Raw genomic sequence first — 25,651 nt, forward strand, 5'->3', positions numbered from 1 at the left:
TCGATCACCTGCCGCACACCTACAATCGCAAGGAACAGGCCTTCACCCGTGGCGAACCGGAATGGGGCGCGCACCTCGCCGACGAGCTCGAGCGTCTGGTGGCGCTGCATGATGCCTCGACGATTGCCGCCGTGATCGTCGAGCCGATGGCAGGCTCCACGGGCGTGCTGCCGCCGCCCAAGGGCTACTTGAAGCGCCTGCGCGAGATCTGCACCAAGCACGGCATCCTGCTGATTTTCGACGAGGTCATCACCGGCTTCGGCCGCCTTGGCCATGCCTTCGCGGCGGAGCGCTTCGGCGTTCTTCCCGACATCCTGACCTTCGCCAAGGGTGTGACCTCCGGCACCGTCCCGATGGGCGGCTGCATGGTGCGCCAGGGCATCTACGACAAGTTCATGAACGGACCCGACCACGTGATCGAGCTGTTCCACGGCTATACCTACACCGGCCACCCGATGGCGGCCGCGGCGGGCGTTGCCACCATGGACCTGTATCGCGACGAGAAGCTGTTCGAGAACGCCAAGAAGCTCGAGAACGTGTGGGCGGACGCTGCCTTCACGCTCCAGGGCCATCCGCTGGTCGAGGACATCCGCACCATCGGCCTCGTGGCAGCGATCGACCTGAAGCCCATCGAGGGTTCGCCGGGTCTCAGGGCCTACAAGGCCATGGAAAACGGCTTCCATGACGTGGGCCTGCTGGTCCGAATCACGGCGGATACGATTGCGCTCTCGCCGCCGCTGATCATCAACGAGAACCAGATCGACGAGATCTTCTCAGACAAGCTGCCGAAGGTTCTGGCCTCCGTGGCCTGATCTTCACAGCATCGTTTGCAGTTGCGAAGGCCGGAGGAAAAACCTCCGGCCTTTTCTGTTGGAACTACGGAGACGGGGACTTCCCGTACGGAGCTTTTCATGCGATTCCAGAAGCAGTTGCCCGGCCTGGTAGGCGAATCACCAGCGGGCCGGGTTTGTGACGGGGTAAGGGGTCGAGGCAGAATGTCACGACACATGGCGCCGGTGATGCTGGGGCTCACCGCCTTTCCGCTCGCTGCGATTGGTATCGCGGCCTACCTCGTCATGTCTGCCGGGCCGCAATTGATGGCGGTGGCGGGCGCCATCCTGGTTCTTTCCTGCTGCCTGCTGCTTGCCGTCACGATCGCTGTGGTGAAGCTGTCGCGCCATGAGTCGTGGCTGTGGTCGCAGCAGGAGTCGCTGCGCGGCCTTTCACGCAAGACAGACGAGGCGCTGGCCCGCATTTCTGACGTCGAGCAGCAGGCCGCCGTGGCGACAGATGTGGCGGCGATTGCTGCCGACATCTCCGCCCTGCGCCGCGAGCTGCTTGACGGGCCGTCGCCGCAGCCCAGTGTGCGGGCTCACGCTGGCGCCGCACCGCTGGCGGCGGAGTTGAAGAAGGCCGACAAGGCGGCGGAGTTGAAGAAGGCCGACAAGGCGGCGGAGCAACTCACGCTGCTGCTCGAACCGGTGGTCGATCTCTCGACCGGAGCGACCAGCCATTATCGCGCCATGGTCGGCCTCGGTGATGGCAGCGGCGCGATGGTAAACCACGACGATCTCATGCAGAAGGCTGATCAGGGCGGCATGCGCGCAGCACTCGACCTGCGCATGGTCAAGATGGTGGCCCCGGTGCTGCGCCGGCTGCGCAGCCGCAATCCGGGACTGCGGGTCTTCGTGCCGGTGGGCCGGGCGACACTCGCCTCGCGCGACGAGGCAAGCCGCCTGCTGGCGCTCCTGCAGCGCGACAGCGACGTGGCGCAGGGCATGGTGTTCGAATTCGCGCAGCAGGACCTGGGCGCGCTCGATGCGGCGGGCATCGACAATCTCGCAAGGCTGGCGCGCGCCGGCGCCACGCTGGCGCTGCGCGAGGTCTATCTCGGGGGGCTCGACCTCACGGCCCTGCGGCAGCTGGGCGTGCGCTTCCTGTCCTTCCCGCCTCATGCGGTGGATGCGGGCTCTGGCCCCAGCGCCACGTGGAATGAATTCGCCCGACAGGCGCGCGGCCTGCAGATGCAGATCATCGTGGGCGACGTGAAGACGCCGCAGCAGGCCAGCGCGGTGAGCCGCTTCGCGCGCTTCGGCCACGGCCCCTTCTTCGCGCCGCCGCGCAAGGTGCGCCCTGATGCCGGCATCGCGCCGGCCGCGGCGCGCCATGCCAACGTCGCCTGATCATTGCAGCCCATGATGAAGACGTTCTCCGATACTTATGCCGTGTGGTTCTGCGACATCTGGGGTGTGGTGCATAATGGCGTGGCGCCGTTTCCCATCACGGTCGAAGCGCTGAAGCGGCATCGCGAGAAGGGCGGCACCGTCATCCTCGTTACCAATTCGCCGCGCAGCAACTCAGGCGTCGAGAAGCAGCTGCTCGAAATCGGCGTCGACCCTGCGAGCCATGACCGCATCGTGACCTCAGGCGATGTGACGCAGGTGCTGATGAAGCTGCATGGTGGCAAGGGCGTCTATCATGTGGGTGCGGCGCGCGATCTTTCGATCTACGAGGGCACGGGTGTTTCGCGCGTCGACCTCGACGCGGCGGAGGCGGTGCTGTGCACCGGGCTGTTCGATGACCTGAACGACAAGCTCGAAGACTATGAGCCGCTGCTCGACGACATGAAGCGGCGGGGCCTCGACATGATCTGCGCCAACCCGGACAAGATCGTGAAGAAGGGCGACCGCATCCTCTATTGCGCGGGCAAGCTCGCCGAGATGTATGCCGCGCGCGGCGGCGAGGTGCTGATGGCGGGCAAGCCCTTCGCGCCGATCTATGACCTCGCTATGGCCGAGGCGCAGCGCATCACCGGGCGTGACATCGACCGGCCGGACATCCTGGCCATCGGCGACGGGCCGGAAACCGATATCCGCGGCGCCGCGGACTATGGTCTTGACGCCCTTCTTGTTGCAGAAGGGTTGACGGATGCGAGCGAGGGGCTGCATGTGGCCGAGGCTGAGGTGCTGCGGGCCGTGCCGCACGCCCGCATCGTGGCAACGGTCCATGACCTGTCGTGGGTGTGATAAGGGTTTGGAATGCAACTGATTGCGGGCCTGTCGCCCGTTCCTGAAACCTGCCGGGGCGGTGTTGTCGCCATCGGCAATTTCGATGGTGTCCACCGCGGCCACCAGACGCTTTTGGCCTGCGCCGCGGACGAGGCGGCGCGGATTGGCTGCCCATGGGGCGTGATGAGCTTCGAGCCGCACCCCCGGAGCTTCTTCCGGCCGGACGAGCCGGTGTTCCGGCTGACGCCCGCAGCCCTGAAGGCGCGGCTTGTCGCGGCGCTGGGCTCATCCTTCATGGCGGTGCTGGATTTCGACAAGGCGCTGTCGGAGCTTTCTCCGGAAGAGTTCGTGCGGCTGCACCTCGTCGAGCGGCTTGCCGTGAAGCATGTGGTGATGGGATACGACTTCCACTTCGGCAAGGGCCGCAAGGGCAGCCCTGCCACCATGACGGAGCTCGGTGCCAAGTTCGGCTTCGGCGTCACCATCGTGGAGCAGGTGACAGACGAAGGTGACCAGCATTCGGCCTTCTCCTCGAGCGCCATCCGCCAGGCGCTGCGCCATGGCCACGTGACCGCGGCGGCGCGTGACTTAGGTTATCACTGGACGGTACTGGGCGAGGTGGTGCGGGGCGACCAGCGCGGCCGCACCATCGGCTTCCCCACCATCAACATCATTCTCGACAAGGGTGCCGACCCGTTCCGCGGCATCTATGCCGTGCGGGTGCGCGATGCGCTGCAGCCGGATGCCGTGATGTGGTCGGGGGCTGGCTACTTCGGCGACCGGCCGACTTTCGACACCGGGCGCACCTTCCTCGAGGTCTATCTCATCGGCTTCGATGGCGATCTCTATGGCCGGCAGATGTTCGTCGAGTTCATCGACCTCATTCGCGGCGACAAGCGCTTCGCCTCCATCGACGAACTGGTGACGCAGATGAAGGCCGACTGCGAAGCAGTGGTGACGCGGCTTGCCGCGCTGAAGGCGGATGACCCGATGACCGCCTTCCCGCTGGGGCAGATGCAGGCCGAGGGCAAGACCTAGGCCTCTGCCGCCAGCCGCGCGTCTTGCTTCCTTTGCCGGCCGTCGAGCCAGATGATGGCAAGGCCGGCCAGCGCCACCAGCACCATGCCGGAGATGGCGAGCGTGTTGGGCACTTCGCCGAAGATCACGAGGCCCGACAGCACGGCCCAGATGGTCAGCGTGTACATGAAGGGCGCGACCGTACGCGCCTCGCCCATGCGGTAGGTGAGGTAGAGCAGCAGGTGGCCCGACACCGCCGTGGTGCCGGACAGGATCATCAGCAGGATTTCGCGGATTCCCGGCATGACCGGCGTCTCGACCGCCAGCATGCCGCAGAGCCCGGTGAGGGTGAGCACCGTGATCACCGTGAGGGCGGCCACCAGCGGCGGCATGCCCTTGGGCACGTTGGGGGTGAGCAGGTCGCGCACCGCCGAGGCGATGGCGGTGAGGAAGGCGAGGCCGGCCAGCGGCGAGACGGCACCCGTGCCGGGCTGGGCCACCAGCATGGCCCCGGCGATGCCGAGGAGGATGAGGGCGAGGCGCTGGCCGCCCAGCCGCTCGCCGCGGAAGGCCCAGGCGCCCAGCAGCACGAAGAGCGGGCAGGTCTGGACGATGGCCGTCAGGTCGGCGATGGCGATGAAGCCCAGCGCGAAGATGAAGCTGAGGTTGGCAATGGTCTCCAGCACGCCGCGCGCCACCAGCCACTTGTCGAACATGCGGGGAATGCTGAAGCCCTGGCCCATCACCAGGATCAGCCCCAGGCAGACGGTGAGCGAGACCAGCCCGCGCATCAGCATCAGCTCGAACAGCGGCGCATGCGGCAGGGCCAGCTTCATGCAGCTGTCGGAGGCCACGAAGGAGCCCATGGAGACCACCATCGCAAGGATGGCGCGGAGATTGCTGGAGCTGGTCATTGGCCCAGCCTGCCGCCGGCCCCGCTTCTCAGTCCGCCTTCTGCGTCGAAGGATCGAGCAGGCGGTGGAGGTGGACGATGAAATAGCGCATCTGGGCGTTGTCCAGCGTCTCGCGCGCCTTGCCGAGCCAGGCCTGATAGGCCTCAGCGTAATTGGGGTAGAAGCCCACCACGTCGAGCTTGTGGAGGTCCTTGAAGGTCACTGATTTCACGTCGTCGAGCTCGCCCCCGAACACGAGGTGGAGAAGCTGCTGGTCGGGCTTGGCAGGGGTCTTCGTCATGGCGTCCTCTGAATGTTCAGGGCATCGATCAGCGCCGCATGGCGCTTCGCACCTGCAGCAACGAGGCCTTGCTGCCACGGCTCGGCGCGGTTGTAAATGTATCCCTCGCCAGAAACGCCGGAAACCCGGCCGCCTGCCTCCAGAACCAGCAATTCCCCGGCCGCGAGGTCCCAGTCATTGCGCTTGCCGATAGACACGGCACCGGCCAGCCGCCCGGCCGCGACATGGGCGAGGCGCAGCTGCAGTGGCAGAGAACCGGATGGGTCGGCCGCGATGCCAAGAGGCGCGAGGCTGGCCAATGCCTTGCGGTTGCCCGCGATGTGGGCGCCTTCGAGCGAGGCCTGATCCGGGATCAACAGGCGGGCGCCGTTGAGGGTTGCGCCTTCGCCCAAAGCGGCGATGAAGAATTCGTCGTGGCGCGGCGTGAAGACGGCGGCGAGCACCGGGCGGCCTTTCACCGCCAGCGCCGCCGCCACGCACCATTCCCTGCGGCCTTCGAGGAAGGCGCGGGTGCCGTCGATGGGGTCGATGATCCATAGCCGGTCATGCGCCATGCGGGTTTGCGGGTCGTCGGGCGTTTCCTCCGACAGCCAGCCGTCACCGGGCCTTGCGGCGCGCAGGCGCTGCTCGAACAGCGCGTTGATGGCGAGGTCGCCCTCCGTCACGTGGCTGCCGTCAGGCTTGGTCCAGTGTTTGAGGTTCTTCTTGCGCGACAGGCCAAGGCCCAGTTCACCGGCCTCGCGCACCACATCGAAGAGAAGTGCGGCGTCAGACACCGGCAATGGTGAGACCCTCGACGAGGCAGTTGGGTGCCGACACCGAGGAGCGGAACTCGAGGTTGGAAGCAGGACGGATTGTCTTGAACATGTCCTTCAGGTTTCCGGCGATGGTGATCTCGCTCACGGGATAAGTCAGCTCGCCGTTCTCGATCCAGAAGCCGGAAGCGCCGCGGCTGTAGTCGCCCGTCACGTTGTTGATGGAGGAGCCGATGAGCTCGGTCACGTAGAGACCCTGTGTGATGCCCTTGATCTGGTCCTCCGGCGTTTCCGCGCCGGCTGGCAGGAAGACGTTGGCAGTGGAGGGGCCGCCCCGCGAGCCCTGGCCCGTCGGCGCGAGGCCGAGCTGGCGGGCCGCGCGCAGGTCGAGGATCCAGCCGGTGAGGATGCCGTCCTCGATGAGGTTGCGCCTCGTGCAGGCCAGGCCCTCGCCATCGAAGGGGCGCGAGCCGTGGCCGCGCAGCATGTGCGGGTCCTCGACGATGGTGATGTGGGGCCCGAAGATCTGCTGGCCCATCGACTCCTTGAGGAAGGACGTGCCGCGCGCGATGGCGGCCCCGTTGATGGCGCCGAGCAGGTGGCCGATGAGGCCCGAGGCGACGCGGCGGTCATAGATCACCGGTACGGACTGCGACTTCACCTTGCGTGGATTGATGCGTTCCACCGCGCGCTCGCCCGCCGTGCGCCCGATGATTTCAGGCTCGCGCAGGTCGACGTAGTGGATGGCGGAGGTGTAATCATAGTCGCGCTGCATGCCGAGCCCTTCGCCGGCAATCGCCGACATCGAGAGGCCAACACCGGTGCGCCTGTAGCCTTGCGCGAAGCCATTGGAGATGGCGATGCCCACCGAGGTTTCGGAGCGCGAAGCACCCGCACCCGATGACTTGGTGACACCCTTCACGGCCATGCCTGCGGCCTCGGCGCGCCTGGCGAGTTCTTCGAGCTTCTGCGGGTCGGGCAGATCATTGGCCTCAAGGTCGAGCTCGGGGATGTTCGTCGCCAGCTGGTCCGGATCGGCGATGCCGGCATAGGGATCGGGTGGCGCCAGCTTGGCCATGCGCAGGGCATTTTCTGCCAGGCGGTGAATCGCATCCTTGGTCAGCACGCTGCCTGAGATCGAGGCGGAGGACTTGCCGACGAAGACCTTGAGCGAGATGTCACGGGCCTCCGACTGCTCGACCTTCTCGATCTTGCCGTCGAGGATGGAGATTTCGGTGGAGCGGCCGTCGGCGGCCACGGCATGGACGGCGTCGGCGCCGAGTTTCCGGGCGTGGGCCACGGCCTCGCCGGCAAGCGAAAGGAGATCGTCGATCATGTGAGGAGTGAATCCAGAAGGAAGCCGAGGGTGATGATGAGTCCGAATATGCGGTTGGACCGGAAAAGTTCAAGGCATCTTGCGCCATTGTCGGGCTGGAAGCGCGCCAATTGCCAGGCCGCCTGCATTGCCGCTGCGGCAATGCCGACATGCGCGATGATGCTGCCGCCGGCGAGCCAGGTGGCCGCATCGATGAGGGCGAGTGCCAGCGCGAAGAACAAGGCCAACCACCAGATCGACTTGTCGCCGAATTTCAATGCGGTGGACTTGAGGCCGATCAGCGCGTCGTCCTCCTTGTCCTGGTGGGCATAGATGGTGTCATAGGCGAGCGTCCACGACACGCCACCGGCATAGAGCAGCACGGGAGCCAGTGACAGTGAGCCGTGGATTGACTCCCAACCCACCAGCGCGCCCCAGTTGAAGGCCAGACCCAGCACCGCTTGCGGCCAGTAGGTGATGCGCTTCATGAAGGGGTAGACGGCGACGATGACGAGCGAGGCGGCACCCGTTGCCACCGTGAACCAGTTGAACTGCAGCAGGATGACGAGGCCGAGGAGGCACAGCAGGATGAGGAAGGCGAAGGCCTGCCTGACGCTCACCTGGCCCGCCGGGATGGGGCGGAGCCTCGTGCGCTCCACCCGGCCATCAAAGTTGCGGTCGGCGATGTCGTTCAGGGTGCAGCCCGCACCCCGCATGATGATGGCGCCGAGGAGGAAGAGGAACGCATACCACGGGTTGGGCGTGCCGCCGCCATAGGCGATCTGGCCCAGTGTCAGCCCCCACCAGCAGGGCAGCAGCAGCAGCCACCAGCCGATGGGCCGCTCGAGCCGCATCAGCCGCGCATAGGGCCTCAGCGCACCCGGCAGGACACGGTCGGCCCAGTGGTCCGGCAGCGCATCGGCAATGCGGGTTTCGGGGTGGCTGGTTTCGGTCATTTGGGCGGTGTACACCGGGCCTGCCATGAAGACCACCCCTCGCCTCCACCTCGACGCCGAGCTCGAACACCAGCGGGAGATCGCGCTGGAACGCGAGCAGGCGCATTACCTTTCAGGCGTGCTGCGGCTGGCCGCGGGCGACCCCGTGTCGGTGTTCAATGCACGCGACGGCGAGTGGCTGGCCTATCTCACCGAGGTGACGAAGAAGGGTGTTCGCATCCGCTGCGAGCGGCTGGTCTCGGCCGTTACCCCGCCGCCCGACGTCGACTATTGCTTCGCGCCCCTGAAGCACGCCCGCCTCGACTATGTGGTGCAGAAGGCCACCGAACTTGGCGCGCGGCGGCTGCGGCCCGTCATCACCCAGCGCACCATTGCCGAGCGCGTCAACCTCGAGCGCATGAAGGCCAATGTCGTGGAGGCGGCGGAACAGTGCAACCTCGTTTTCGTGCCGGACGTCATGGAACCGGTGAAGCTGCCGAAGCTGCTGCTCGGCTGGGAGCCGGACCGCGCCCTGGTCTATTGTGACGAGACGGCCTCGATCGCCAGCCCCATTGACGCGTTGCGAAACCTCCAGGTGCCCGCCGCCGTGCTGATCGGGCCCGAGGGCGGATTTACGGATGAGGAGAAGGCGCTGCTGAAATCGCTGCCCTTCGTCACGGCCATTTCGCTGGGCCCGCGCATCATGCGGGCGGATACGGCCGCAGTGGCGGCGCTGACGCTCGTCCAGGCGGTTCTGGGCGACTGGCATCACGCGCGCTGATGGGTCCATTCCGAATCTTCGCTTGCCGGATGAAGGGCAGCCGCCTACATCCTCGAACACAATTTTGACAGGATCGACACCGTGAGCGGACCCGCCCCCGATAGCCCCAAGGCGCGCATGCCCATCGAGACCAAGGCACAGCTCATCGAGGAGCTGGCGTCAGGCTCGAAGCCCAAGTCCGCGTGGAAGATCGGCACCGAGCACGAGAAGTTCCCCTTCCTCACCGACACGCTGCAGCCTGTGCCCTATCACGGGCCGCGCTCGATCAAGGCGCTGCTCGACGGGCTGAAGGACCGCTATGGCTGGGCCGGCATCTATGAGGGCGAAAATATCATCGCATTGTCGGACCCCAACGGGCTGGGCAATGTCTCGCTCGAGCCGGGTGGTCAGTTCGAACTCTCGGGAGCTCCACTCGATACGGTGCACGAGACCTGCGAGGAGGTGCATGAGCACCTGACGCAAGTGCGCGAAATCGGCGACAAGCTAGGCATCGGCTTCCTCGGGCTTGGCGCCTCGCCGCTGTGGAGCCTCAAGGAAACGCCGGTCATGCCCAAGGGCCGCTATGGCATCATGGCGCCCTACATGGACAAGGTGGGCACCAAGGGCCGCGACATGATGTTCCGCACCTGCACGGTGCAGGTGAACCTCGACTTTTCTTCCGAAGCCGACATGGTGAAGAAGCTGCGCGTGTCACTTGCGCTGCAGCCCATTGCCACCGCGCTGTTTGCCGATTCACCCTTTCTCGATGGCAAGCCCAACGGCTTCCTGTCCTACCGCTCGGAAGTCTGGCGCGACACTGACAACCAGCGCGCCGGCATGCTGGCCTTCGCCTTCGAGCCGGGCTTCGGCTTCGAGCAATATGTCGACTACGCACTCGACGTGCCGATGTATTTCGCGATGCGTGACGGCCAATACATCAACACTTCGGGTGAAAGCTTCCGCGCCTTCCTCGATGGCCGCCTGCCGCAGCTGCCCGGCGAGAAGCCGGTGATGAAGGACTGGGCCGACCACCTCACCACCATCTTCCCCGAGGTGCGCCTCAAGAAATATCTCGAGATGCGCGGCGCGGATTCAGGCCCGTGGCGGAGGCTCTGCGCGCTGCCCGCGCTATGGGTTGGCCTGCTCTATGACCAGGCCGCACTTGATGCGGCGTGGGACATCGCCAAGGACTGGACCGCAGAAGAGCGCCAGACGCTGCGCGACGATGTTCCGCGCCTTGCACTCCACGCGACGATCCGCGGACGGAGCGTCCAGGACATTGCGAAGGACGTGCTGAAGATCGCCCGGCAGGGGCTGGAGGCGCGCAACCTCCATGGCTGCAAGGGCAAGACGGAAGCCGCCTTCCTCGATCCGCTGGACGAGATCGCCCAGAGCGGCAAGACGGCGGCGGAGCACCTGCTTGCCCTCTACAATGGCGACTGGCACCAGGACGTGACGCGGGTGTTCCGCGACTTCGCCTACTGAGTGCGGCCGCTCACTCCGCGGCCATTATCCCGGCATTGAGATTGCCCAGGCTTTCCGCCACGTGGCGGGCGAGTGCATCCACGGCGGAGCTTGACCGGTCGGGCTTGCGCATCAGTCCGATCTCGAATGATCCAAGCGACGGAAAACCGTCCTTCTCGGTGAGCACGCGCATGCCGGGCCTCACGCACATTTCCGGCACGGCGCCCACGGCGAGGCCCGACTGCACGGCGGCGTTCACCGCATTGGAATTGGGGCTCGAATAGGCAGCGCGATACTTGCGGCGAGTCTTCTCCAGCGCTGCCAGCACGGTGGCGCGCCATTCGCAGCCGGCATGCGAGATGGCGAGCGGCATGACGTCGAGCAGATGCGTGGAATGGCGGGCCGAGGTGACCCAGACGAGCGGCTCGCGGCGCACCGGCTCGTCGGTCTGGACATTGCAGCCGAAGGTAACGAGCGCCAGGTCCATCTCACCGCGCCTGGTGCGTTCGAAGAGCGTGGAAGAGTTGAGGCAGTCGACGTCGACCGTCACCAGCGGGTGGGTGCGGGCGAAGCGGGCGAGGATCTCCGGCAGGAAGCGGTCGGCATAGTCGTCCGGCGTGCCGAAGCGCACCGTGCCGGTGAGTTCAGGCCGCTGGAAGGTGGAGACGGCCTCGTCGTTCAGTGACACCAGGCGCCTTGCATATTCGACCAGCCTTTCCCTGCTGTGGCGCGTCATCCGCAACTGGCGCGCCCGGCGTGCCGTGGTGCGCCTCGATGCGCTGGACGACTACCTGCTGCATGACATTGGCGTCACCCGCGCGGACGTGCGCTGGGCCTCCGGCCTGCCGTTGACGGTCAATGCCGCGCTGGAGCCGGAGGAAAGGGCTACCCGGCGGCGGCGCGGGCGGTGAGCCAGCTACTTGCCCAGATTGCCGAGAATGTCCTTGAAGATGTCCTCGACCGAGGCATTCGCCGTGCGGCGGCGGGCCGGCGCACGGCTGCGGCCGGCGCTCGTCGTCCGCCGCTGGGTGCGGGTGCGGGAATAGCTGGTCGAGCGGCGCCGACGCGTCGACGCCGTGAGCTTGCGCTTCAGTGCCGCGACGATGCCGGCGATGATCGCTGCCACCAGCGCACCGAAGACGCCCTGGCCACTGGCCGCACCAGCGGCGGGTGCCGGCTCGGAGGCCAGCGCGAGCGGCCTGTTGGACTGCTCGAGGGCGGCGACCACGGCGGTGGCCGAGATCGGCGCAAGCTTGGCCAGTTCGCGTTCGGGAATGCTTGGGTCGGCGGAGCGCAGTGCCGCCATGGCCGCACTGCGCGAGCCGAACACGTCATCGAGGATGGCATTGCCGTCCGACACGGCCTCGATGCCGGTGAGCGAATCTGCATCATCGAGGGGTGAGGCAGCGCCATTGTCGGAGATGAGGTCGAGCAGCGATTGGAACAGTTCGTCGTCCTGCGCGGCGCGTGTGTGCAGCCGTTCGGCGATGGCCGGGCAGAGCTTCGTCATGGCCTTGCGGGTCTGTGCCTCGTCGAGGTCGACGCTGCGCGCCACGACGGTGAAGAGCCGGCCGCCCTGGGCCTGGTCCAGCATGCTCATGAGGCTCATCGCGCGGCTCCGGTCTCGCTCCGTCGCACGATCCTATAGGCGGTGATCACCGATGCAATGCCGAAGATGACAGAGCCGAGGGCGGTTCCTGCCAGAAGTCCCTCGGGGCCGCCCAGGCGCGCGCCGATGATGGCGAAGGGAATGGTGCCGAGCGTTGCCTTGGCCCAGTTGAACCAGCTGGACAGCGCGGCGCGCCCAAGGTTGTTGAAGGCGGCATTGGCCACGAACTGTCCGCCCGCGAAAGCCCAGCTGATGCCGATGTAGGTGCAGAAGAAGACGACGAGATCGCGCGAGCGGCCCGCCGCATTGAAGGCCTCGGCGATCTGATGGCTGAACAGGAAGAGCAGGAGCGAGGTGAGGAGCGTGTAGACGGCCGAGAAGATCAGCCCGTCGGTGAGTGTCCGGCGCACCCGGTCATGGCGCTTGGCGCCATAGTTCTGGCCGATGATCGGCCCCACCGAACCGGCCAGCGAGAAGATGATGCCGAAGGCCACCGGCACGAGCCGCCCGACGATGGCGAAACCCGCCACCGATTCATCGCCAAAGGGCGCGATCTCATAGGTGATGTAGGCATTGGCGAAGGGCTGCGCGAGCTGGGTGAGGATGGCCGGGAAGGCGATGGCCCAGAGCGGCGGGAAATCGCGCCTCAGGCCGCCCAGCCGGAACGGGTTGATGTAGCGGTGCACCCGCACGACGCCATGGAGCCCGATGCCGAAAGACACGATGTAACCCAGCACGGTGGCCGCCGCCGCGCCCTGGATGCCCCAGCCGAAACCGAAGATGAAGACCGGATCGGCGCAGGCGGTGACGAGTGCCGTGGACAGCGTGATGTACATGGCACGCCTGGCATCGCCCAGGCCCCGCAGGATGAAGGAGCATGAGATGGCGCCTGCGATCAGCACGTAGCCGGGCGACAGCGTCCAGATGAAGAGCTGCGCGAGGTGCTGCGCCTCGCCTTTGGCGCCGAGCAGCGTGAGCAGCGCACCGCTGCCGAGGTCGATGGCGAGGGTGATGACGGCGGCGGTGATGAGCGAGAACATCAGCGCGCTGGTGGCGAACTGCCTTGCCCGTTCCTGGTCGCCGGCGCCGACGTTCCTCGCCACGAGGGCCGCAGCGGCGATGCCGCAGCCGATTGACACCGAGAGGTTGGAGAACACGATGGTGCCGGCATAGCCGATGGCCGCAGTCACTTCCGTGTCGTTGAGGAGCGAGAGGAAGAACAGGTCGACGAGGTCGACCATGAACAGCGCCATGAGGCCCACGGCACCGGTGAGCGTCATGACCACCACGTGGCGCATGATGGAGCCGGTCACGAAAGGTGCGGCGCGCTTCTGCCCGCCCACGTGGCTCATGTGGTGAAGCCCATGGCCCGCACGTCGGGCAGCAGTTGCTCATGGCTCACGAAGTGGTGGCCGGCGAGACCCGCCAGGCGCGCACCCGTTACGTTCGACTTCTTGTCGTCGATGAACCAGCAGCGGGCGGGATCTGTTCCCATGCGTTCCATGAGCTTCAGGAAGCTCTTTGGGTCCGGCTTCTTCATGCCGAATTCGTAGGAATGGTAGTGCTCCGAGAACACCGCCGTGCAGGCGGGAAAGAGCTCCGGCAGTGCTGCCTTGGTGAGCGGGCCGTTGTTGGAATAGATGGCGATGCGCGCCTGGCCGCCGATGGCCTTGGCCAGTGCCAGCATGTCGGGCCATGGCTGCATCGCCTCGCGGCGGGACTCCACCCATTGCGCGCGGGTGAGCTGAAAGCCGAGGCGCTGGCCGAATTCACGCAAATAATCGTCGGGGTCCGGATAGCCGCCGGTATCGGCCACATCCTCGAAGCCTGAATCCCAGATCGCGGCGCGGATGTCGCGCGGCATCTGCCCGGTGATGCGGGCAAGCGCGCGCAACCTGCGCCCAAGGTCGTAGCGGCACAGCACGTCGTCCATGTCGAAGATGACGACCTCGGGCTTCATCGCATCTTTCAGGCGGCGGTGCCGCCGACGGTGAGCCGGTCGATGCGGAGCGACGGCTGTCCGACGCCCACCGGCACGCCCTGGCCCTGCTTGCCGCAAGTGCCGACGCCGGAATCAAGCGCCATGTCATTGCCGACCATGGAGATGCGGGTGAGCGCATCGGCGCCTGCGCCAATCAGGGTCGCCCCCTTCACCGGCATGGTGATCTTGCCATCTTCGATCAGATAGGCCTCGGTGCAGGAGAACACGAACTTGCCCGAGGTGATGTCCACCTGTCCCCCGCCGAAGGACTTGGCGAAGAGGCCGCGCTTGATCGAGCGCTGGATTTCCTCCGGATGCTTGTCGCCCGCCAGCATGTAGGTGTTGGTCATGCGCGGCATGGGCGCATGGGCATGCGACTGGCGCCGGCCGTTGCCGGTGGGGGCGACGCCCATGAGGCGCGCGTTCATGCGGTCCTGCATGAGGCCCACCAGGATGCCATCCTCGATCAGCGTGGTGCAGTTGGACGGCGTGCCCTCGTCGTCGATGGTGATCGAGCCGCGCCGGTCGGTGAGCGTGCCGTCATCGACGATGGTGACGCCCTTCGACGCCACGCGGCTTCCCAGCATGCCGGTGAACACGCTCGTCTTCTTGCGGTGGAAATCACCCTCGAGGCCATGGCCCACGGCCTCGTGCAGCAGGATGCCGGGCCAGCCTGGACCGAGCAGCACGTCCATCTCGCCTGCCGGGGCGGGACGCGCCTCAAGCGCCACGAGGCTCTGGCGCAGTGCCTCCTGGGTGGCGGCCATCCAGATGTCGTCGGTGAAATAGCTGAGCGGTTCGCCGCGGCCGCCAAGGCCGTGGTGGCCCTGGCCCTGTTCCTTGCCGTCGGCGGAGACCACCGACACGTTGAAGCGCACCAGCGGTCGCACGTCACGGTAGCTGGAGCCATCGCCGCGCAGAACCTCCACCGCCTGCCAGTCTGCCGACATGGAAACGGAGACCTGCTTCACCCGCGGGTCGAGGCCACGGGCATAGGCATCCACCTTCTGCAAGAGTGCGATCTTCTCTGAAAAGCCCATGGCTTCGGACGGGTTGGTGTCGGCATAGAGCTTGCGGTTGGTGCGCTCCGGCGCCACGGCATGCACGATGTTGCCCCCCGTGGCGACGGTGCGGCAGACCTCGGCGGCGCGGCGCAGCGCGGCGTTGGACAGGTCGGTGGCATGGGCATAGGCGGCCGTCTCGCCGCGCACGGCGCGCAGGCCGAAGCCCTGGCTTTCATCGAAACTGGCGGATTTGAGCTTGCCGTCGTCCCAGACCAGGCTCTCGGTCTGGCGCTTTTCGACGAAGAGTTCGCCGTCCTCGGCCCCCTTCAGCGTGTCGGCAACAAGGGTTTCGGCCTCAGCGCGGCTGAAATCGTCGGAATCGAAGAGTGAAACGGGGGCACTGGAGCTCAAGGCGTCACCTTTGGGTCAGGAAGCTGTTCGGCCCAAGATAGGTGAGTGAAGCGCATTCTGCCAGCACGCAGAAGCGAAGAAGGCCGTTCCTGCGGAACGGCCCTCTGAAAAACGCGATGGGTAAGCCGATCAGCCGCCGTTGCTGGCCTTGTCGAGGGCGGCCAGCGAGGCCGAGAAGCCTTCGAGCGTCAGCTTCATGGGAAGGCCGATGCCGGGTGCTTCATAGATGATGAAGTTGGCGAGCTTGCCCTTCTTGAGCTTGGAAAGCGTGTCGGCGCTGGCTTCGGCAAAAGCCATGCAGACCTGCGGCATGCAGCGCGTGAACGGCACGCGGCCCACGGCATTGCCATCGATCTCAAGGGCCACGCCGGTTGGCAGGAAGACGCCGATCGGGGCGATGACGCGCATGTTGTAGAGCTGCTTGCCGTTCTGCTTGGTGCTGACGAGAACCAGGGTGAGCGAGGCCTTCGGGTTCTTCTCGCTCTTGGTGACCTGGATCATGCCGCACTGGCGACCGCCGGGCTGGCCTTCCGCGGCCGGGACGGTCTCGCACTGCACCTTCCACTGGCCGTTCTCGGCGATCATGTCGATCTTCGGGGGCTGCTGCTGCTGGCCGGGCTGGGCCTGCTGCTGGCCGGCCTTCTTGCGCGGGCCGAACTGCGGCTGCTGCTGGTCACCGGCGGCCGGGGCCTGCTGGTCCTGCTTCTGGGTGGTGGTGTCTTCCTGGGCAGACGCGACGCCAATCGTGCCGAGGCTGAGCGCGAGGCCGAGGGTGGTGAGGGCGAGCAGGCGGCTCGGCTTGATGTTGATTCGCACGGAGATCTACCTTCTGGTTCCCGATTCGGCGGGTTTAGCGCCGCCGTTTGGCTTGCACAACCCGCATTCACCGGAAATTCCGCTGTTGCACTGCATGCTTGCCGACTTGACGGCGGGCGGTTTCGGGGGGAATTGGGGCGGAATTCCGGTCGCGGCAGCGCCGGGGTTCGCCACGACGTTTTGCCGCGCTTGCCCAAGTTGCGGCAGACCGTCAAATGTGGTTGACAATTGGAAGCTGGAGTGGGGGCTCCAAGGGACAGCCATGGCCCCCATAAACCTTGCGTTTCATCGCAAGGCGTTGATGAGAGAGGGTAACAATGACGTTTCGCAACACATTGACGGCAGGGCTTGCCCTTGCGGCAAGCGTGGCAAGCGCCCCCGCGGCCTGGGCGATCGAGGGCTATGCCTATCCCTGGCAGATAGGGCTGCAGCCGTCGAACTCGCCCTCCATGGTCGGTATCCATAGCCTGCACAATTACCTGCTGGTAGTCATTACGGGGATCGTGCTGTTCGTGCTGGGGCTGCTGATCTATGTGATGCGCAAGTTCAATGCCCGCGCCAACCCGGTGCCGTCGCGCACCACGCACAACACCACGGTTGAGGTGGCGTGGACGGTCATCCCCATCATCATTCTCGTGTCGATCGCCATCCCCTCCTTCAAACTGCTCTACCTGCAGCGCGACATTCCGGCTGCCGACATGACCATCAAGGTCATTGGCAACCCGGCCTGGAACTGGACCTATGAATACCCTGACCTCGGCCTCAACGACGACGGTTCGGCCAAGGTCTCCTTCACCGCGTCGCTCGACGACAACGCCAACGATATGGAAAAGGCGAAGCAGGCGAATGTCCCCTACCTGCTGAAGACCGACAACCCGGTCGTGGTGCCCGTCAACAAGACGGTGAAGCTCATTGTCACGTCCGATCCGGACGGCATCATTCATGCCTGGACGATCCCGCAGTTCGGCATGAAGATCGACGCCATCCCCGGCCGCCTGAACCAGGACTGGTTCCACGCAGAGCACGAGGGTGTGTTCTACGGCCAGTGCTCGGAGCTCTGCGGCCAGAACCACGCCTACATGCCGATCGAGGTGCATGTGGTGTCGCAAGCTGACTATGACACCTGGGCCAAGACCGCCCAGACCGCCGGGCTCGAGGAAGCCTACAAGAATCTCGCCAGCGCAGAAGCCGCCGAAGGCCAGCTGGCTCAGAAGTAATCGGGAACGAGGCATATAGAATGGCACACGCAATCGCTGCGCACGAAGACCACCCGACCGGTTGGAAGCGCTATGTCTACTCAACCAACCACAAGGACATCGGCACGATGTACCTGTGGTTCGCGATCTTCGCCGGTCTCATCGGCGGAACGCTGTCGGTCATCATGCGCATGGAGCTGGCGGAGCCCGGCATCCAGTATTTCCAGGGCCTTGCCACCATGGTTTATGGCACGCCGGCTGACGCCGCGATCGATGCCGGCAAGCACATGTACAACGTGTTCGTGACGGCGCACGGCCTGCTGATGATCTTCTTCATGGTCATGCCCGCCATGATCGGCGGCTTCGGCAACTGGTTCGTGCCGCTGATGATCGGCGCGCCCGACATGGCCTTCCCGCGCATGAACAACATTTCCTTCTGGCTGCTGCCGCCGGCGCTGGGCCTGCTCATCATCTCGATGTTCGTCGAAGGTCCTCCGGGCAACATGGGCACCGGTGGCGGCTGGACGATCTACCCGCCGCTGTCGACCACCGGCCAGCCCGGCCCCGCCATGGATTTCGCGATCCTCGCGCTGCACATCGCGGGCGCCTCGTCGATCCTCGGCGCCATCAACTTCATCACCACCATCTTCAACATGCGCGCACCGGGCATGACGCTGCACAAGATGCCGCTGTTCGTGTGGTCGGTGCTGGTCACCGTCTTCCTGCTGCTCCTGTCGCTTCCGGTTCTGGCCGGCGGCATCACCATGCTGCTGACTGACCGCAACTTCGGCACCTCCTTCTTCGTGCCGTCGGCGGGTGGTGACCCGGTGCTGTTCCAGCACCTGTTCTGGTTCTTCGGCCACCCCGAAGTCTACATCCTCATCCTGCCGGGCTTCGGCATCGTCTCGCAGATCGTGGCGACCTTCTCGAAGAAGCCGGTGTTCGGCTACCTCGGCATGGCCTATGCCATGGTGGCGATCGGCGTCGTCGGCTTCATCGTGTGGGCGCACCACATGTATACCGTCGGCCTCGACGCCGACACGCAGGCCTACTTCGTCGCCGCCACGATGATCATCGCTGTGCCGACGGGTGTGAAGATCTTCTCGTGGATCGCCACCATGTGGGGTGGGTCGATCGAGTTCCGGGCACCCATGATCTGGGCGCTGGGCTTCATCTTCCTGTTCACGGTTGGCGGCGTCACCGGCGTGGTGCTCGCCAATGCCGGTGTCGACCGCGTGCTGCACGACACCTATTACGTCGTTGCCCACTTCCACTACGTGCTGTCGCTGGGTGCCGTGTTCGCGATCTTCGCGGGCTGGTACTACTGGTTCCCGAAGATGTACGGCTACATGTACAACGAAGGCATCGCCAAGCTGCACTTCTGGGTGACGTTCATCGGTGTGAACATGGTGTTTTTCCCGCAGCACTTCCTCGGCCTGGCTGGCATGCCGCGCCGCTACATCGACTATCCCACGGTGTTTGCCGGCTGGAACCAGATCTCGTCCTACGGCTCCTACATCTCGGCCGTTGGCGTGCTGATCTTCCTCTACGGCGTGTTCGAGGCCTTCGCCAAGAAGCGCGTGGCGGGTGACAATCCGTGGGGCGTGGGTGCCACGACGCTGGAGTGGACGCTGTCTTCTCCCCCGCCGTTCCACCAGTTCTCCACCCTTCCGGTGATCAAGTAACCGCAAGCCAAGCAAGATGAGCGACATCAACGCCCAACTCACCGAGACCCCGGCCGCCGTCACGGGCGGCCAGGGCACGGTGAAGGACTTCTTCGCGCTGCTGAAGCCGCGGGTCATGTCGCTCGTCATCTTCACTGCCTTTGTCGGCATCATCGCCGCGCCCGGCACCATGCATCCCTGGCTTGCCTTCGTGGCGTTGCTGGCGATCGCGGTGGGGGCGGGTGCCGCCGGCGCCCTCAACATGTGGTATGACGCCGACATCGACGCGTTGATGAAGCGCACCGCGAAGCGCCCGGTTCCCGCCGGCGCCATCACGCCGTCCGAGGCACTGGGCTTCGGCATGGTGCTGGCCGTGGGCTCGGTGCTGGTGCTCGGCCTTCTCGTCAATGTGCTGGCCAGCGCGCTGCTGGCCTTCACCATCTTCTTCTACATCGTCGTCTACACCATGTGGCTGAAGCGCCTGACGCCGCAGAACATCGTGATCGGTGGTGCTGCGGGTGCCTTCCCGCCGATGGTCGGATGGGCGTCGGTGACAGGCTCCATCGATCTCGGTTCCATCGCGCTGTTCCTCATCATCTTCACCTGGACGCCGCCGCACTTCTGGGCGCTGGCGCTGTGGAAGAAGATCAACGCCGACTATACCAATGCCGGCGTGCCCATGCTGCCGGTGGTGGCGGGTGCCGATGAGACGCGCCGCCAGATCCTGCTCTATACACTGCTGCTCGTACCCGTGACGCTGTTCCCGGCGCTCACCGGCACGGTGGGCTGGCTCTACCTCATTGCCAACATCGCGCTCGGCGCGATGTTCATCTGGCATGCCTGGCGGGTCTACCGCATCCGCGAGGGCCAGGAGGCCGAGATTGCCTGCAAGAAGCTGTTCGGCTTCTCCACCGCGTGGCTGTTCATCGTCTTCGCGCTGATCCTCGTCGAGCGTGCGATCGGCCTGCCCAGCTTCGCGCCGGTCTTCGGATGAAGGATGTGATGACCAATACCCCCTTCGGACCCGAGGACATGGCGCGCCGCAAGAAGCGCGCCATCGCCATGGCGCTCATCCTCGTGGCGCTCGCCGTGCTGTTCTTCATCACCACCATCGTGCGCCTCGGCGGATCGGTGGCGATGCGGAGCATGTGATGAAGATCTCGCGCAACGCCCGCGTCGTCATGATGTCCACCGCGACGGTGGTGGCGATGGTCGGGCTCACCTATGCCTCGGTGCCGCTCTACCGGCTGTTCTGCCAGGTGACGGGCTTTGGCGGCACCACGCAGCGCGCCGAGACAGCGCCGCAGCAGGTACTCGACAAGACCATCTCCGTGCGCTTCGACGGCAACACGTCGGGCAAGCTCGACTGGGCCTTCCATGCGGTGCAGCCGTCCGTGAAGGTGAAGTTCGGCGAGCAGGCCATGGCCTATTACGAGGCCGTGAACCATTCCGACAAGACGCTCACGGGGAGTGCGGTGTTCAACGTGACGCCGCCGCAGGCCGGCGCCTTCTTCAACAAGATCCAGTGCTTCTGCTTTACCGAGCAGACGCTGAAGCCCGGCGAAAAGATCGAGATGCCCGTGACGTTCTTCGTCGATCCGGACATGCTCAACGATCCGGATGCAGCTGGTATCGATGAAATCACCTTGTCCTATACCTTCTATCCAGTGGACAAGCCCAAGGCTGTGACGGAGGCCAAGACCGTGGCCCCGTCCAGCGTCGCGAATTAAGGAGTAGGGGAAATGGCTGACGCTCACGCAAAGAATCACGATTACCACCTGGTTGATCCAAGCCCCTGGCCCTTCGTCGGCTCCATCTCCGCCTTCGTCCTCGCGGTGGGCGCGGTGTTCTGGATGCACGGAACGATCGGCCCGACGGTAATGCTTTTGGGTTTTGCCTTCGTGCTCTACACCATGTTCATGTGGTGGCGGGACGTGATCCGCGAGGGTAACGAGAACCACCACACGCCGGTCGTGGCGCTGCACCTGCGCTATGGCATGCTGATGTTCATCGCTTCGGAAGTGATGTTCTTCGTCGCGTGGTTCTGGGCCTTCTTCGATGCCAGCCTCTTCCCGGCCGACGCGATCCAGGCGTCGCGCACGGCGGTCACCGGTGGCGTCTGGCCGCCCAAGGGCACCGTCATCTTCGACCCGTGGCACCTGCCGCTGGTCAACACGCTGATCCTGCTCACCTCGGGCACCACCATCACCTGGGCGCACCATGCGCTGCTCAACAACGACCGCAAGGGCCTGAACATGGGCCTGCTGGCGACGGTGCTGCTGGGCGTGCTGTTCACCATGATCCAGGCCTATGAGTATTCGCACGCCGCCTTCGCATTCAGCCGCGACAATGGCGGCAACATCTATGGCTCCACCTTCTTCATGGCCACGGGCTTCCACGGCTTCCACGTGATCATCGGCACCATCTTCCTGCTGGTCTGCCTGATCCGCGCGTCCAACGGCGCCTTCACGCCCAAGGCCCATTTCGGTCTCGAGGCGGCGGCGTGGTACTGGCACTTCGTCGACGTGGTCTGGCTGTTCCTGTTCGCCAGCGTCTATATCTGGAGCTCGGCGGGCGTGATCATTCCAGAGCACTGATCACCCGATTGTCTGCTAGAATGGGGCCGCAACGGACAACCGCTGCGGCCCCTTCGCTTTCGAGGACTGCGATGAACGACGTCTATTACCCTGACCTTTCGTCCCTCAAGACGGGCCTTGCCGGCAAATGCCCGCGCTGCGGCCGTGGCAAGCTGTTCAATGGCTACCTCACCGTGGCCGACAAATGCTCCAGCTGTGGCCTGTCCTATGAATTCGCCGATGGCGGCGATGGGGCCGCGTGGTTCGTCATGCTGTTCGTCTGCGTGGCAGGCGTCGGCTCCATCCTTGGCGTCGAAGTGGCCTACAGCCCGCCCTACTGGGTGCATGCGCTGATCGCCATTCCGGTGCTCATCATCCTGCCCATGCTGCTGCTCCGCCCGATGAAGGGCCTGCTCATCAACCAGCAATGGAAAACGGACGCGCGTCCGGGGCGCCTCGAGCAATGATCCGCCCGCACGAACGCCCGCCGCGCATCTGGCCCGTCTTCCTCGCCACGCTCATCGGCTTCGCCATCCTGATGACGCTCGGCGCCTGGCAGGTGAAGCGGCTGGCCTGGAAAGAGGCACTGCTCGCCCAGCTCTCGGCCAATGCGGCAGCCGAGCCCGTCGACCTGTCGATGGCCTACAACATGTCGCGCGCCGGCAGCAACGTGGAGTTCGTGCGGGTGAAGTTCACCGGCACCTACAAGAACGCTCCCCCGATGAAGATGCTGTCGGGCTATCAGGGCGGTCAGGGCTGGACCATCATTGCCCCCGCCGCCAGTGATGACGGCTGGGCGGTGATCGTCGACCGCGGCCGGCTGCCCGGCCAGCGGCTGGACAGCTACACCCTGCTCGAGGGCCCGCAGGAGATCGAGGGCGTCATCCGCACCCATCCCTCTGGCCAGGGTTATTTCGACCCGGTCAACGATCCTGCGTCCGGCATGTGGTATTGGTGGGACGTGCAGGGCATGGTGGCGGCGAGCGGTCTTGCGCCCGACCTCAATCCCTTTCCCTTCGCCGTGCAATTGGTGCCCACGGCCAACGGGGTGGAGTTTCCCGCCCCGCAGGAGGCCAAGGCCGACCTCGCAAACAACCATCTGGGCTATGCCATCACCTGGTTCGGGCTGGCGCTGACCCTTCTGGGAGTGTCCGGCTTCTATATCTTCGACCTCCGGCGCAGGCGGCGCGAATGGCAGGCCGGCAGGTGACGGAAAGCTTCGCTTGATGGCCCGCGGGGGCGGGGCTAAAGGTGCCCCAAATCCTTGAGGGGTCACGGCCTTGCGTTATGTGTCGACCCGGGGCGAAGCCCCGGAACTGGGTTTCGAAGATGTCCTGCTCACCGGCCTCGCGCGGGATGGCGGCCTCTATGTTCCCGCCACCTGGCCGGAACTCTCCAGCCGGGCGATCACCCACCTGCAGGGCAAGAGCTATGAAGACGTCGCCTTTGCGGTGATGCACCCCTTCATCGGAGACGCCATCCCCGAGGCTGACCTCAGGCACATGATCGCCGAGGCCTACGCGAGCTTCGGTCACCCGGCCGTGGCACCGCTGAAGCAGCTCGATGACAACCAGTGGCTGCTCGAACTCTTTCACGGGCCGACGCTCGCCTTCAAGGACGTGGCGATGCAGCTGCTCGCGCGGCTGATGAACTGGGCGCTGGCCAGGCGCCGCAGCAGGGCCACCATCGTCGGCGCCACCAGCGGCGACACGGGCGGTGCCGCCATCGAGGCCTTCAAGTCATCGCACCACGCCTCGGTCTTCATGATGCACCCGCATGGCCGCGTCTCGGAAGTGCAGCGGCGGCAGATGACGACGGTCGATTCACCTTCCGTCCACAACATCGCCATCGAAGGAAACTTTGATGATTGTCAGGCCATCGTGAAGGCGCTGTTCAACGACTTGGTCTTCCGCGACAAGGTGGGGCTCGCCGGCGTCAACTCCATCAACTGGGCGCGCATCATGGCGCAAACGGTCTATTACGTGACCGCCGCCCTGTCGCTCGGCGCGCCCGGCCGCGCGGTGAGCTTCTGTGTTCCCACCGGCAACTTCGGCGACATCTTCGCAGGCCTCGTGGCCAAGCGCATGGGGCTTCCCATCGACCGGCTGCTGATTGCCACCAACGTCAACGACATCCTCGACCGCACGCTGAAGACCGGCCGCTACGAGCAGCGCGGCGTGAAGGCCTCGACCAGCCCGTCGATGGACATTCAGATCTCCAGCAATTTCGAGCGCCTGCTGTTCCTCACCTATGGGCGCGACCCCAACGCCGTGCGCCACCTGATGGCGGGCCTTGCACAGTCTGGCAGCTTCACCATCGGCGAGCGCGAACTCGAGCAGATCCGCCATGAATTCGGCTCCGGCGCCACCGACGAGGCCGAGACCGCACTCACCATTCGCGACACGTTGGCCGAGACGGGCGAGCTGCTCGATCCCCATACGGCGGTCGGTTATGCAGTTGCCCGCAAGGCTGAAGCCTCGGCAAGCCCGATGGTCACGCTTGCCACCGCGCATCCCGCCAAGTTCCCGGATGCGGTCGAGAAGGCTTGCGGCGTGAGACCCGGCCTGCCGCCGCGCCTCTCCGGCTTGCTGACGGCCAAGGAACGTTTCACAGTATTGCCCAATGACGTTGGCCGGGTGCGTGACTTCATCCTGGCGCAACAACAGGCCTGAGACAGAGTATTCGTATGAGTGTTGAAATCACCCGCCTCAAGAACGGCATCCACGTCATCACCCACCACATGCCGCATCTCGAAACGGCGGCGCTGGGCATCTGGGTGAAGGCCGGCGCCCGCGACGAACGGCCAGAGGAAAACGGCGTCGCGCATTTCCTCGAGCACATGGCCTTCAAGGGCACGCCGCGCCGTTCGGCGCGCGCCATCGCGGAAGAAATCGAATCCGCCGGCGGCGAGATCAATGCCGCCACCGGCATGGAGACGACGACCTATTATGCCCGCGTCCTCAAGCAGGACTGGGCGCTGGCGCTGGACATCCTGGCCGACATCTTCACCTCGCCGGAACTGGACGAGGAAGAGCTCGAGCGCGAGCGTGACGTGATCCTGCAGGAGATCGCCGCGGCCCACGACCAGCCGGATGACCTCGTCTTCGACCTCGCCCAGGCTGCAAGCTTCGGCGGCCATCCGCTTGGGCGCTCCATTTTGGGCACGCATGACCTGGTGGGTGCGGTGACGCGCCAGCAGATCCTCGACTGGCGCAACCGCAACTATTGGGGCTCGCGCATCGTCGTTGCTGCCGCCGGCAACATCAACCACAAGGACTTCGCGGTCGAGGCCGAGCGCCTGCTTGGCAAGATCGAGGAGGGCAGTGACCCGCAGCGCGAGACGCCGTCCTTCCTGCCCACCGCCTGCACGGCGGAGAAGCCGCTCGACCAGGCGCACATCGTGCTGACCTTCGAGGCGCCGAGCTATCGCCATCCGGACATCTATGTGCTGCAGGTGCTGTCCAACATCCTGGGCGGCGGCATGTCGTCCCGCCTGTTCCAGGAGGTGCGCGAGAAGCGCGGGCTCTGCTACAGCGTGTTCTCCTTCGGCTCGGCCTATGAGGATGCGGGGCAGGTGGGTGTCTATGCCGCGACAAGCCCGGAGCACTCGAACGAACTCCTCGACCTCACCTCGGAGGTGATGCTGTCGGTGGCGCAGCAGGTGACCGAGGATGAAGTGGCCCGCGCCAAGGCGCAGCTCAAGGCCAGCCTTGTCATGAACCTCGAAAGCGCTTCCTCGCGCGCCGACCAGATCGCCCGGCAGTTCCTCGCCTTCGGGCAGGTGCCGGCCATTGCCACGCTCACCGCCAAGATCGAGGCGGTGACGCCCGAGCAGGTACGGGATCTGGCCGAACGCCTGTTCCGGCACCAGAAGCCGGCCTTCAGCGCGGTCGGCCACATCGGCCAGCTGTCGGCCTATGATACGATCATCCGGCATTTCGCGTAG

At 65.4% G+C, this 25,651-nt stretch carries 28 protein-coding genes; 17 read left to right on the forward strand and 11 right to left on the reverse strand.

All coding sequences use genetic code 11. From position 1 onward, the window contains the following. The 4 genes from WCJ41_RS04980 to WCJ41_RS04995 all read left to right on the forward strand — a co-directional run. Positions 1 to 812 (forward strand): aminotransferase class III-fold pyridoxal phosphate-dependent enzyme (locus tag WCJ41_RS04980; RefSeq protein WP_336904735.1); only part of this gene is annotated, 812 nt, incomplete at its 5' end. 183 nt (positions 813 to 995) lie between these two features. After that, positions 996 to 2,183: an EAL domain-containing protein gene (locus tag WCJ41_RS04985; protein ID WP_336904736.1), complete on the forward strand. Its 1,188-nt coding sequence runs from the start codon at positions 996 to 998 to the stop codon at positions 2,181 to 2,183. Between the two features lie 12 nt (positions 2,184 to 2,195). Further along, the gene (locus tag WCJ41_RS04990; protein WP_336904737.1) at positions 2,196 to 3,026 is read left to right on the forward strand and encodes a TIGR01459 family HAD-type hydrolase; all 831 of its coding nucleotides are present in this window, start codon (positions 2,196 to 2,198) and stop codon (positions 3,024 to 3,026) included. Positions 3,027 to 3,038: 12 nt separating this feature from the next. Then, positions 3,039 to 4,046, forward strand: coding sequence for a bifunctional riboflavin kinase/FAD synthetase (locus WCJ41_RS04995; protein WP_336904738.1), 1,008 nt, complete (start codon positions 3,039 to 3,041; stop codon positions 4,044 to 4,046). On the opposite strand, the gene WCJ41_RS05000 is transcribed toward WCJ41_RS04995, so the two are convergent. From WCJ41_RS05000 to ubiA, 5 genes are read right to left on the reverse strand one after another with little or no spacing between them, the layout of a single operon-like run. Beyond that, a complete protein-coding gene (locus WCJ41_RS05000; protein WP_336904739.1) occupies positions 4,043 to 4,939 on the reverse strand; it encodes a DMT family transporter in 897 nt (298 codons plus the stop codon). The genes WCJ41_RS04995 and WCJ41_RS05000 overlap by 4 nt on opposite strands. 28 nt (positions 4,940 to 4,967) lie before the next feature. Further along, positions 4,968 to 5,219, reverse strand: a complete 252-nt coding sequence (locus WCJ41_RS05005; protein WP_336904740.1) for a DUF4170 domain-containing protein — start codon at positions 5,217 to 5,219, stop codon at positions 4,968 to 4,970. Next, a complete protein-coding gene (locus WCJ41_RS05010) occupies positions 5,216 to 5,995 on the reverse strand; it encodes a 3'(2'),5'-bisphosphate nucleotidase CysQ (RefSeq protein WP_336904794.1) in 780 nt (259 codons plus the stop codon). The genes WCJ41_RS05005 and WCJ41_RS05010 overlap by 4 nt, the downstream gene beginning before the upstream one ends. Beyond that, positions 5,988 to 7,310 (reverse strand): metallopeptidase TldD-related protein, encoded by a 1,323-nt coding sequence (locus WCJ41_RS05015; protein ID WP_336904741.1) that lies wholly within the window; start codon positions 7,308 to 7,310, stop codon positions 5,988 to 5,990. Before WCJ41_RS05015 ends, WCJ41_RS05010 begins: the two co-directional genes overlap by 8 nt. Beyond that, positions 7,307 to 8,272, reverse strand: coding sequence for a 4-hydroxybenzoate octaprenyltransferase (ubiA, locus tag WCJ41_RS05020; RefSeq protein WP_336904742.1), 966 nt, complete (start codon positions 8,270 to 8,272; stop codon positions 7,307 to 7,309). The genes WCJ41_RS05015 and ubiA overlap by 4 nt, the downstream gene beginning before the upstream one ends. Here ubiA and WCJ41_RS05025 point away from each other — a divergent pair. Together WCJ41_RS05025 and WCJ41_RS05030 are read left to right on the forward strand one after the other, a co-directional pair. Further along, positions 8,271 to 9,005: a 16S rRNA (uracil(1498)-N(3))-methyltransferase gene (locus WCJ41_RS05025; protein ID WP_336904743.1), complete on the forward strand. Its 735-nt coding sequence runs from the start codon at positions 8,271 to 8,273 to the stop codon at positions 9,003 to 9,005. The genes ubiA and WCJ41_RS05025 overlap by 2 nt on opposite strands. 117 nt (positions 9,006 to 9,122) lie before the next feature. Continuing rightward, positions 9,123 to 10,469: a glutamate--cysteine ligase gene (locus WCJ41_RS05030; protein WP_336904795.1), complete on the forward strand. Its 1,347-nt coding sequence runs from the start codon at positions 9,123 to 9,125 to the stop codon at positions 10,467 to 10,469. A 10-nt stretch (positions 10,470 to 10,479) separates the two neighbouring features. Here WCJ41_RS05030 and WCJ41_RS05035 read toward each other — a convergent pair whose 3' ends face one another. Beyond that, on the reverse strand, positions 10,480 to 11,136 hold the full coding sequence (locus WCJ41_RS05035) for a LysR substrate-binding domain-containing protein (protein WP_336904744.1): 657 nt from the start codon (positions 11,134 to 11,136) through the stop codon (positions 10,480 to 10,482). On the opposite strand from WCJ41_RS05035, the gene WCJ41_RS05040 reads away from it, so the two are divergent. Beyond that, the gene (locus tag WCJ41_RS05040) at positions 11,108 to 11,359 is read left to right on the forward strand and encodes a DUF1127 domain-containing protein (protein ID WP_336904745.1); all 252 of its coding nucleotides are present in this window, start codon (positions 11,108 to 11,110) and stop codon (positions 11,357 to 11,359) included. The two genes, WCJ41_RS05035 and WCJ41_RS05040, sit on opposite strands and share 29 nt — an antisense overlap. A 5-nt stretch (positions 11,360 to 11,364) precedes the next feature. Here the strand turns inward: WCJ41_RS05040 and WCJ41_RS05045 are convergent, their stop codons facing one another. From WCJ41_RS05045 to WCJ41_RS05065, 5 genes are all read right to left on the reverse strand, one after another. Beyond that, positions 11,365 to 12,057 (reverse strand): DUF937 domain-containing protein, encoded by a 693-nt coding sequence (locus WCJ41_RS05045; protein ID WP_336904746.1) that lies wholly within the window; start codon positions 12,055 to 12,057, stop codon positions 11,365 to 11,367. After that, entirely contained in the window at positions 12,054 to 13,409 is a 1,356-nt protein-coding gene (locus tag WCJ41_RS05050; protein ID WP_336904747.1) for an MATE family efflux transporter, read from the reverse strand. The genes WCJ41_RS05045 and WCJ41_RS05050 overlap by 4 nt, the downstream gene beginning before the upstream one ends. After that, positions 13,406 to 14,017, reverse strand: a complete 612-nt coding sequence (locus WCJ41_RS05055; protein WP_336904748.1) for an HAD family phosphatase — start codon at positions 14,015 to 14,017, stop codon at positions 13,406 to 13,408. The genes WCJ41_RS05050 and WCJ41_RS05055 overlap by 4 nt, the downstream gene beginning before the upstream one ends. Before the next feature lie 8 nt (positions 14,018 to 14,025). Beyond that, positions 14,026 to 15,453 (reverse strand): metalloprotease TldD, encoded by a 1,428-nt coding sequence (tldD, locus tag WCJ41_RS05060; protein WP_336904749.1) that lies wholly within the window; start codon positions 15,451 to 15,453, stop codon positions 14,026 to 14,028. A 129-nt stretch (positions 15,454 to 15,582) separates the two neighbouring features. Continuing rightward, a complete protein-coding gene (locus WCJ41_RS05065; RefSeq protein ID WP_336904750.1) occupies positions 15,583 to 16,269 on the reverse strand; it encodes an invasion associated locus B family protein in 687 nt (228 codons plus the stop codon). 317 nt (positions 16,270 to 16,586) lie between these two features. On the opposite strand from WCJ41_RS05065, the gene coxB reads away from it, so the two are divergent. The 10 genes from coxB to WCJ41_RS05115 all read left to right on the forward strand — a co-directional run bounded on the left by coxB (position 16,587) and on the right by WCJ41_RS05115 (position 25,651). Next, positions 16,587 to 17,486 carry a cytochrome c oxidase subunit II gene (gene coxB, locus WCJ41_RS05070; protein WP_336904751.1) on the forward strand — a complete coding sequence of 300 codons (900 nt, stop codon included), beginning with the start codon at positions 16,587 to 16,589 and terminating at the stop codon, positions 17,484 to 17,486. A gap of 20 nt (positions 17,487 to 17,506) precedes the next feature. Then, entirely contained in the window at positions 17,507 to 19,150 is a 1,644-nt protein-coding gene (gene ctaD / locus WCJ41_RS05075) for a cytochrome c oxidase subunit I (protein WP_336904752.1), read from the forward strand. A 16-nt stretch (positions 19,151 to 19,166) separates the two neighbouring features. Further along, positions 19,167 to 20,123, forward strand: a complete 957-nt coding sequence (locus WCJ41_RS05080) for a heme o synthase (protein WP_336904753.1) — start codon at positions 19,167 to 19,169, stop codon at positions 20,121 to 20,123. An 8-nt stretch (positions 20,124 to 20,131) separates the two neighbouring features. Continuing rightward, a complete protein-coding gene (locus WCJ41_RS05085) occupies positions 20,132 to 20,281 on the forward strand; it encodes a hypothetical protein (RefSeq protein ID WP_336904754.1) in 150 nt (49 codons plus the stop codon). Continuing rightward, positions 20,281 to 20,859 (forward strand): cytochrome c oxidase assembly protein, encoded by a 579-nt coding sequence (locus tag WCJ41_RS05090; protein WP_336904755.1) that lies wholly within the window; start codon positions 20,281 to 20,283, stop codon positions 20,857 to 20,859. The genes WCJ41_RS05085 and WCJ41_RS05090 overlap by 1 nt, the downstream gene beginning before the upstream one ends. A 12-nt stretch (positions 20,860 to 20,871) precedes the next feature. Then, entirely contained in the window at positions 20,872 to 21,726 is an 855-nt protein-coding gene (locus tag WCJ41_RS05095; protein WP_336904756.1) for a cytochrome c oxidase subunit 3, read from the forward strand. A gap of 71 nt (positions 21,727 to 21,797) precedes the next feature. Next, entirely contained in the window at positions 21,798 to 22,172 is a 375-nt protein-coding gene (locus tag WCJ41_RS05100) for a DUF983 domain-containing protein (RefSeq protein WP_336904757.1), read from the forward strand. After that, a complete protein-coding gene (locus WCJ41_RS05105; protein ID WP_336904758.1) occupies positions 22,169 to 22,915 on the forward strand; it encodes an SURF1 family cytochrome oxidase biogenesis protein in 747 nt (248 codons plus the stop codon). The genes WCJ41_RS05100 and WCJ41_RS05105 overlap by 4 nt, the downstream gene beginning before the upstream one ends. Before the next feature lie 70 nt (positions 22,916 to 22,985). Then, positions 22,986 to 24,377: a threonine synthase gene (thrC, locus tag WCJ41_RS05110; RefSeq protein ID WP_336904759.1), complete on the forward strand. Its 1,392-nt coding sequence runs from the start codon at positions 22,986 to 22,988 to the stop codon at positions 24,375 to 24,377. A 14-nt stretch (positions 24,378 to 24,391) separates the two neighbouring features. Then, complete coding sequence (locus tag WCJ41_RS05115) at positions 24,392 to 25,651, forward strand: pitrilysin family protein (RefSeq protein WP_336904760.1); 1,260 nt, start codon at positions 24,392 to 24,394, stop codon at positions 25,649 to 25,651.

The organism is Aestuariivirga sp., assembly GCF_037139295.1.
Classification (GTDB): Bacteria; Pseudomonadota; Alphaproteobacteria; order Rhizobiales; family Aestuariivirgaceae; genus Aestuariivirga.